Annotated in this window: 10 protein-coding genes and 1 pseudogene; 7 read left to right on the top strand and 4 right to left on the bottom strand. The window is 57.6% G+C overall.

Annotation, left to right across the window (positions count from 1 at the left end):
- Window positions 1-224: 224 nt before the first annotated feature.
- Window positions 225-749, top strand: coding sequence for a DUF3833 domain-containing protein (locus V6M90_RS16080; RefSeq protein ID WP_332846763.1), 525 nt, complete (start codon window positions 225-227; stop codon window positions 747-749).
- A gap of 21 nt (window positions 750-770) precedes the next feature.
- Window positions 771-1076, top strand: a complete 306-nt coding sequence (locus V6M90_RS16075) for a DUF6482 family protein (RefSeq protein WP_003172455.1) — start codon at window positions 771-773, stop codon at window positions 1074-1076.
- A 77-nt stretch (window positions 1077-1153) separates the two neighbouring features.
- On the opposite strand, the gene V6M90_RS16070 is transcribed toward V6M90_RS16075, so the two are convergent.
- The gene (locus V6M90_RS16070) at window positions 1154-1393 is read right to left on the bottom strand and encodes a DUF6124 family protein (protein WP_003172454.1); all 240 of its coding nucleotides are present in this window, start codon (window positions 1391-1393) and stop codon (window positions 1154-1156) included.
- 526 nt (window positions 1394-1919) lie between these two features.
- Between V6M90_RS16070 and V6M90_RS16065 the strand changes: the two are divergent.
- The 4 genes and pseudogenes from V6M90_RS16065 to V6M90_RS16050 form a co-directional block, all read left to right on the top strand.
- Window positions 1920-2096: pseudogene (locus V6M90_RS16065) on the top strand (type II toxin-antitoxin system HicA family toxin); the annotation flags it as partial.
- A 28-nt stretch (window positions 2097-2124) separates the two neighbouring features.
- Window positions 2125-2535, top strand: coding sequence for a type II toxin-antitoxin system HicB family antitoxin (locus tag V6M90_RS16060; RefSeq protein WP_003172451.1), 411 nt, complete (start codon window positions 2125-2127; stop codon window positions 2533-2535).
- Between the two features lie 86 nt (window positions 2536-2621).
- Window positions 2622-2954, top strand: a complete 333-nt coding sequence (locus V6M90_RS16055) for a hypothetical protein (RefSeq protein ID WP_141064226.1) — start codon at window positions 2622-2624, stop codon at window positions 2952-2954.
- A 101-nt stretch (window positions 2955-3055) separates the two neighbouring features.
- Window positions 3056-3556, top strand: a complete 501-nt coding sequence (locus V6M90_RS16050; protein ID WP_003172450.1) for a methylated-DNA--[protein]-cysteine S-methyltransferase — start codon at window positions 3056-3058, stop codon at window positions 3554-3556.
- Here V6M90_RS16050 and V6M90_RS16045 read toward each other — a convergent pair whose 3' ends face one another.
- Complete coding sequence (locus V6M90_RS16045) at window positions 3557-4339, bottom strand: GNAT family N-acetyltransferase (RefSeq protein ID WP_003172449.1); 783 nt, start codon at window positions 4337-4339, stop codon at window positions 3557-3559.
- Between the two features lie 177 nt (window positions 4340-4516).
- On the opposite strand from V6M90_RS16045, the gene V6M90_RS16040 reads away from it, so the two are divergent.
- Window positions 4517-4924, top strand: a complete 408-nt coding sequence (locus tag V6M90_RS16040; protein WP_141064228.1) for a low affinity iron permease family protein — start codon at window positions 4517-4519, stop codon at window positions 4922-4924.
- A gap of 53 nt (window positions 4925-4977) precedes the next feature.
- Here V6M90_RS16040 and V6M90_RS16035 read toward each other — a convergent pair whose 3' ends face one another.
- Window positions 4978-5505, bottom strand: coding sequence for a DUF4142 domain-containing protein (locus V6M90_RS16035; RefSeq protein WP_042944321.1), 528 nt, complete (start codon window positions 5503-5505; stop codon window positions 4978-4980).
- Window positions 5506-5720: 215 nt separating this feature from the next.
- Window positions 5721-6131 (bottom strand): fosfomycin resistance glutathione transferase, encoded by a 411-nt coding sequence (fos, locus tag V6M90_RS16030; protein WP_332846762.1) that lies wholly within the window; start codon window positions 6129-6131, stop codon window positions 5721-5723.
- Window positions 6132-6170 lie beyond the last annotated feature (39 nt).

Here is a 6170-nt window from a genome sequence, read left to right as displayed (position 1 = left end):
GAAAAATGCTCCGTATCTTTCGATACGGAGCATTTTCTTCGAGCGCTGCGCAGATTGCTAGGTTTTCACACAGCCTGTGATGGTCGGTTTTTTTATGGGCGAAATTTGGGTTCAGACCATTTGCCCGGTTTTTTCGGAGCGAAACCTATACAAAATTATATTTTTGTACAACCATCAAGCCTTGAGCACCGGCACCCCGTCGCGTGTGATCGAGGAGCCCGGCCATGCCACGTCTTCTGGTTTCACTGTTGCTGCTACTCAGCCTGTGCAGTTGCACAGGCGTTGGGGTGGAACACTATGCCGACCAGCGACCGACATTGGACCTGGAGCGCTTCTTCAGCAAACCCGTCAAGGCCTGGGGCATCTTCGAGAAGCGCTCGGGAGAAGTGGCCAAGCGCTTCGAGGTGGAGATTGCCAGCCGACGCGAAGGTAACGCGCTGATTCTCGACGAACGCTTCCTGTACAGCGACGGCACGCGCCAGCAGCGTGTGTGGACGCTCACCCCCGATGGCCCGGGGCGCTGGCGCGGACGGGCGGGTGATTTGGTCGGCGAAGCCCGCGGCGAGGTGGCCGGTAATGCGCTGCGTTGGCGCTATCGTCTGAACCTGCCGGTGGATGGCTCGGTGTACGAGGTGAGCTTCGACGACTGGATGTACCTGATGGACGAGGACACGATGATCAACCGTTCGAGCATGTCCAAGTTCGGCGTGGAATGGGGTCAGGTCACGTTGTTCTTTCGTCGCCAATAACGTGCGAAGCGAGGGTGAAACATGAATTTGCAGACGTTGAGCGAACTGGCCGAAAAAGGCGAAATACAAGAGTTGCAACTGCTGTCGCTGGAGGGCGGTTTCTATATTGCGCGGGTGAAGTTGGAGCACGGCGAAAAGACTCTGCTGGATGATAACGGCAAGACCCTGCGTCTGCGCTCCAGCACTCATCTACGCGACCTGTTGCAGCGCGTTCCAGCGTTTCCCTGTGTGTTGGTGCAGCAGTGCGTGCATGACGAAATGTGCGGTGTGCGTGACGGGGCTATCGGTGCGTTGCGCATTCCGTTTTCGCTGGCGGCGCCCTTTTAATATCCGTGCGTATCGGCTCCCCTCCCCCTTGGTATGGGCGGCCTGGGAAGGCAAGCCTGTTGCGGTGTTCGCGTGACTTAGGCGGCTCGGTCCACGCGGTCCTGCGCCGCTTCGACCAGCATCAGACCCAGCTCAATCATCTGTTGAATAGCCAAAGCCAGATAGCGATGTTGGGAAGGCAGGCTTTCGGCGAACTCGTTGGTCATCGCGCCAGCACCCGCGATGGTTTCGTAGGCATTGGCGAGCAACGATTCGGTGTTGACCTCGGGACGGACGCTGAACAGTTTTACGGATGGATTACATGAATCAGTACACATCTGTTGATCCTCGTTAGGGACCACCACCCAAGGGGTAAGGGTGGCAGCTGTACGCAGGTTAGTAGACCGGGAAAAACAATCCGAAAACCGGCGCGCCCGAGAGCGCCCTGCGCACAGCTACCAATAAGCACAGGCATGAAAGTGCCTGACAGTAAGGACAGCCGTACGCCAGATTATTTTTTCATCGGGCTACTAAACCCGACCGCTGATGGGCAGCGGCTGACGAACCTTAAAGAGGTCGCCCAAAGCGCACAACTCGGGCGATTCTGATGGTTGCGTAGGCAATGTCGCAAGCTTCAAAACCACTCGCGCGCGCCCCATTCCCGCTGCAAATTTTGGCAATAGGCAAAGCATTCGCTCCTGGCGCAAAACCTCGCAACACCTCTCCCCGACGCCCTTTCCTTTGGCTCATACACTTCATTCAGCGCTCACCGAAACATCAGGCATCGACCGCTGGTAGGTAGAGTGTTGATATTTTATTTTCAGTGGTTATAGCCTCCACCACCACACACCACAAGGAGGTGTTGTGGATAGTCGATATTTGATAGGTCACATCGTTGCAGACGGCTGGTACCTGGTACGCACCCGCGGCAGTCACCATCATTTCAAGCACCCGACCAAACCGGGGCTGGTCACGGTTCCCCATCCCAAAAAGGACCTGTTGGACAAGACCGCCAAGAGCATTTTGAAACAGGCTCTGTTGAGTCAATCGTCCCTGGAGGACAACGCTTATGCTGTATCCCATCGCAATTTCAACCGGCGACGCAGACCACGCCTGGGGCGTGGAAGTCCCGGATATACCGGGCTGCTACTCGGCTGGCGACGATCTTGACGACGCCATGGCCATGGCCCGTGAAGCGATCGAAGGGCACTTCGAGATTCTGGCGGAAGACGGCGCGCCGATTCCAGGCGCGCAAAAAGTCACCGTGCATGCCGCCAACCCGCACTACGCAGGCTGCACCTGGGCGGTCGTCGACATCGATGTCACCAAGTACCTGGGCAAGGCGCAGAAACTCAACATCACCCTGCCGGGCTATCTGTTGAACCGCATCGATGAATACGTGCTGCACCACCCTGAAGAAAAAAGCCGCTCGGGTTTTCTGGCGTCGGCGGCGCTCAAGGTATTGCAACAGGATCGGTAACACCTCGTCAGCAAAGTCCTACAGCGGCAAACGGCCGCTACCCAGATAATGCCGGCTCCTCAAGCCCACAGAACGGGACTACTGTAATGCTCGAACCTGGACAACACACGCCAAAACCCATACTGCGCCAGGTGGTGGGTTGGGTACTGGTTTTGCCGTTTCTGCTTGCCTTGGTGAGACTGCCATACCCGCTGGGACTTTTGCTGGCATCGGGATCCATCGCGGCATCGGCGTATGGCACTTGGGTTGCTTGGCATCACGCAAGCCGCCGCGTGAGTGGGTTGGCATTGGTGACCACAGTGCTCAATACGGTCTCGTTCGGCCTGATAGGCACGGCGTCGCTGCCGATGGGTCTTTATTATATTTCGCGGCTTTATTGGTACCCGCCTCTCTCCAGTTGGATTCACTGGAATTTCTAAGTCCAAAGGGAATTTGATCGCAAGAAACGTAGTTTCCGACCGAGAGAATGCAACTACAGTGGCGACATCACCTTTTGCACCTGCCTTTTGAGGAGCCACCCATGTCCTGCGAATACACGCTCATGCCCTCCCCCGTCGGTCAACTCACGCTGGTGGCGCGCGATGGCAAACTTTGCGCCATCCTGTGGGAAACAGAACGCGCCAACCGAGTACGCCTGGGCCCACTGCACGAAGCCAACGACAGCCCGGTACTGCTGGAAGCGCAGCGCCAATTGAACGAATACTTCGCTGGCACACGCAACCGGTTCGAGCTGGAACTGGACTTCGCCGGTACCGATTTTCAGAAGCAAGTCTGGCAAGCCCTGCTAACCATCCCGTTTGGCGAGACCCGCAGCTACAGCCAGATCGCCCGGCAGATCGGCAACCCCAAAGCCGTGCGTGCAGTCGGCGCCGCCAATGGGCGCAATCCAATCTCGATCATTGCACCTTGCCATCGGGTCATAGGGGCCTCGGGTACCTTGACCGGATTTGCCGGAGGGCTTGAGGCCAAGCAGTATCTGTTAACGCACGAAGATCGCGGCCAGGTAAAACTGCCCTTCTGATCATGCACCTGCGATCGGACCACGAGTAAACGACTGGTAATCGAACAAAGGCTCAAAACCCAACGTGCGGTAGAGCGAGCAGCCCTTCTCTGACGCCTCCAGAAAGCAGCGTTGGGCGCCCAGCCTGGAGGCGTGAAGCAGCGCCGCTTGAATCAATCGAGTGCCATAGCCTTTTCCACGGTATCCGGCCATCGTTCCCACATCATTGAGCCTGGCGCCCGCATCGCTTATCGACAACGTCAGGCAAGACATCACCTGTCCCGCCATGGACAAGGTGAAATGGTAAAGCGATTGACCGGCGTCCAAGGCTCGCTGGTGCCGGGCCTGATAGTGCTTGACCCCCTCCGGGAGTATCGAGAACGCACTGCCCAGGGGGGCTGCCCAGTCATCCAAGTTTCGAGTCAGGCTTATCTGCGAACAGCACTCGCTCACGCACGGAACAAAGCGCGACAGTTCCAAAACCATCGCAGTGGTCTTTTCGGCAGCCTGGAAACCGGCCCCAATCAGCAGCGCGCCCCACTGCTCGGCATTTTCCTCATGAACCACTACCTGGACCGGCAGCAAGGTACGGCGAATCTGGTCCAACGTCGCAACCCTTGCATCATCACGACAGGCTCTACCCACACGCACCAGTAACAAGTTCCAAGGGGCCGCGTACTCATCGGTGAAATAGCTAATGACGCGAGCACAATAACGACGCTGCAGTGGGCAAGTCGTGGAAAAGAACTGATCTTCGGTCTGGTGGTAGAGCGTGGTCAGATCGCAGGTGGCGGTAGCAGTCACGGAGGATATCCAGCCAAAAGCCCAGTGTTGCGCCGGCCACGATCGAGGCGCCGTAGGCCCGCTCCGAAAAATCTGGAGAAAAAACTACAGCGTTCGTGAGCTGGCTATTTGTAAAAAGAAATTTCAGCACAGGACTGCGGTCAGTATTTTCATCACCCACTTTTGAGGAAACCGGTCATGAAATTCTCCGCAGTCTCACAAAAGCTGTCGCGCTGGGCGGGCAGCCCCCGGACGTTCTACACGGCGGTGGGGTTGATTCTGGCGTGGAGCCTGAGCGGGCCGTATTTTCAATACAACGACACCTGGCAGCTGATCATCAACACCTCGACCACCATCATCACCTTCCTCATGGTGTTCCTGATCCAGAACACACAGAACCGCGATAACGACATTCTGCACATCAAGATCGACGAGCTGCTGCGCGTCACCAAGGATGCCCAGAACGCAGTGCTGAGCCTCGACGGCCTGGACCGCAAGACCCTGGAAAAACTGCGTGAGGAATACCGTGAAATTGGCAAGACCGACACGTTGAGTGTTAACGGCAACGACGCGACGCCCGCCAAGACCGACCTGAACCAGGCGTAAAAAAACGGCGGTTGGAGAGGCTCCAACCGCCGTTTTGTATTTGCACGCAGGAATCAACCGTCGCCTTGATGACCTTTACCGTAGGTCGATGCCAAGGCACGCGCCTTCTGCAGGCGCTCCTCCAGCTTGGGCAGGGTCTCATCCACCAGGGCCTTTATTTCCGGGACGTCCGACGCCGCGCCTTCCTGCTTGAACAGCGCGATGGCGTCTTCGTTTTCCTTGACCTGTTGCGCGGTGTAGGCCGCGTCAAAGGAGTCGCCGTCCTTGAGTTCAGGCATCAGCGTTTCGGCCTTGTCGACGATCTTTTCGCGCGGGGCCACAGGCAGGTCGAGCTTCTTGGCGATGGCCGCCAAGTGCTGGTTGGCCAGGGTGCGCTCGTTGATCACCTCGATGGTGTAGTCCTTGATTTCCTTGGATGAGGTCTTGGCGTGGGCCATGCGACTGGTTTCGATATCGGCCATGCCTTTGGCCGAGGCCTGCTCGATGAATTCAGCAGGCGACTGGGCGAAAGCATTGCTGGCGCCGAGGCCCAGCAGCATCGCGAAGCTGGCGGTGCGTAACCGGATAGCCATGCGGCTCATGATGGGTTCCTCCAGGGCAAAAATTGGCGCGGGGGAACACACCCCCGCCCTGAATTCGAATTTTCAGGACGCTAAAGGTTTAGAAAAAACTTGCCAGTACGACGAACGGTCATCGACTCCTCAGGCGGGTTTGCTGCCAAACAGGCCATGGCAATGGGGCATGGGCGCGACGCTGACAGAAGGTGACCGGTTGATGGATGCTGCCGGTTCCGAGGCTACGGGTAAAATTTCATCCCGGCATACGGCTGGGTGCGACAGGCTTGCAGGCGCGATGCCAGGTCGCCGACATGGGCTTCAAGCTTATGGCCATCGGGATCGAGAAAATAGAACGACGCGCCTTCGCTGCGGTTGTCGCGCCACTCCTGCACATCGGCGCCCCGCAGGCGCTCAACCAGCGCAGCGAAATCGCCTGCACCCGCGGTAAACGCATAATGGGTGTAATCGGCCGTTGGCATCGAGTCACGCAGTGGATCCAGCGACAAACATAGCCACAGCCCTGGCAATGACAGGTAGGCCCCGTTGTCCCAGGTGGCATCGAGCCGCAGTTGCAGCAGGTCATGGTAGAAGCTGACGCTACGAGGCACGTCGGTGACTGCCAGGGTCAGGTGATTGAGGCCAGAAAACATAAGGATTCCGTATTAGAAAGGCCCTGACGAACGGGGCAA

This window comes from Pseudomonas lactucae, assembly GCF_036688725.1.
Lineage (GTDB): Bacteria > Pseudomonadota > Gammaproteobacteria > Pseudomonadales > Pseudomonadaceae > Aquipseudomonas > Aquipseudomonas lactucae.
The sequence above is the reverse complement of the archived record's forward strand: the minus strand, read 5'-3'. Positions and strand labels throughout refer to the sequence as shown.

Bases quoted from the DNA above. Each gene is read 5' to 3' on its own strand.
- V6M90_RS16080 (WP_332846763.1), top strand. From the start codon at position 225: ATGCCACGTCTTCTGGTTTCACTGTTGCTGCTACTCAGCCTGTGCAGT.
- V6M90_RS16075 (WP_003172455.1), top strand. From the start codon at position 771: ATGAATTTGCAGACGTTGAGCGAACTGGCCGAAAAAGGCGAAATACAA.
- V6M90_RS16070 (WP_003172454.1), bottom strand. From the start codon at position 1,393: ATGTGTACTGATTCATGTAATCCATCCGTAAAACTGTTCAGCGTCCGT.
- V6M90_RS16060 (WP_003172451.1), top strand. From the start codon at position 2,125: ATGCTGTATCCCATCGCAATTTCAACCGGCGACGCAGACCACGCCTGG.
- V6M90_RS16055 (WP_141064226.1), top strand. From the start codon at position 2,622: ATGCTCGAACCTGGACAACACACGCCAAAACCCATACTGCGCCAGGTG.
- V6M90_RS16050 (WP_003172450.1), top strand. From the start codon at position 3,056: ATGTCCTGCGAATACACGCTCATGCCCTCCCCCGTCGGTCAACTCACG.
- V6M90_RS16040 (WP_141064228.1), top strand. From the start codon at position 4,517: ATGAAATTCTCCGCAGTCTCACAAAAGCTGTCGCGCTGGGCGGGCAGC.
- V6M90_RS16035 (WP_042944321.1), bottom strand. From the start codon at position 5,505: ATGAGCCGCATGGCTATCCGGTTACGCACCGCCAGCTTCGCGATGCTG.
- fos (WP_332846762.1), bottom strand. From the start codon at position 6,131: ATGTTTTCTGGCCTCAATCACCTGACCCTGGCAGTCACCGACGTGCCT.